The 854-nt window shown below is 57.5% G+C and carries 1 pseudogene; it reads left to right on the forward strand.

From position 1 onward, the window contains the following. Window positions 1-854: pseudogene (locus tag BM70_RS31785) on the forward strand (type IV secretion protein Rhs); the annotation flags it as partial.

Raw genomic sequence — 854 nt, forward strand, 5'->3', positions numbered from 1 at the left:
GGTGGCGTTGTTTCCGGGGGATGACGAGCCGACGACCTACGAGCATGACAATGGATTCGTACGGGTTGTAAGGCGTGGTGAAGCCGTCTGGAAGTATGAGCGCAATGACCAGGGCGATGTCACTCGTAAGACCGATCCTGATGGTCACGTTACGGACTACAGCTACAACAAATATGGGCAACTGATTGGGGTTTGGTACCCGGATCACAGCTGTCAGCGGCTGGTGTGGAATGAGCGCGGGCAGTTGCTTGAGGAGCAGTTGCCGAATGGTGGGATCAAGCGTTATCGCTATGACGATCTTGGGCGGCAGATTGCGCGGGAAGATGAGCACGGCGCGCTGACCCAGTATCAGTGGGACAGCGTGGGTCGGTTGACTCGCGTTGTGCAGCCAGGCGGCGAGTTCAGGGAATACAGCTACAACCCCTACGGAAAAATCACCGCCGAACGCGATGAACTGGGGAACATCACCCGCTATGAATACGCCGACGGCCTGCACCTGATCAGCCGCCGCATCAATGCCGATGGCAGCCAGGTCAACTACCGCTACGACAACGCGCGTTTACTGCTGACCGAAATCGAAAACGAAGTTGGCGAAACCTACCGGCTCCAGTACCACAACAACGGCCTGATCCAGCAGGAAACCGGGTTTGACGGTCAGCGCACCGCTTACGTCTACGACCTCAACGGCAACCTTTCGCAGAAGACCGAACACGGCGATGACGGCAGTCAGTTGGTTACCCGCTACGAGCGCGATTACGCCGGACGCCTGATCAGAAAAACCCTGCCCGATGGCAATACCGTCGATTACACCTACGACCGCCAAGGCAATCTCTTAGGCGTCGAAGACGGCCACT

Source organism: Pseudomonas sp. CHM02, assembly GCF_000612585.1.
GTDB lineage: Bacteria > Pseudomonadota > Gammaproteobacteria > Pseudomonadales > Pseudomonadaceae > Aquipseudomonas.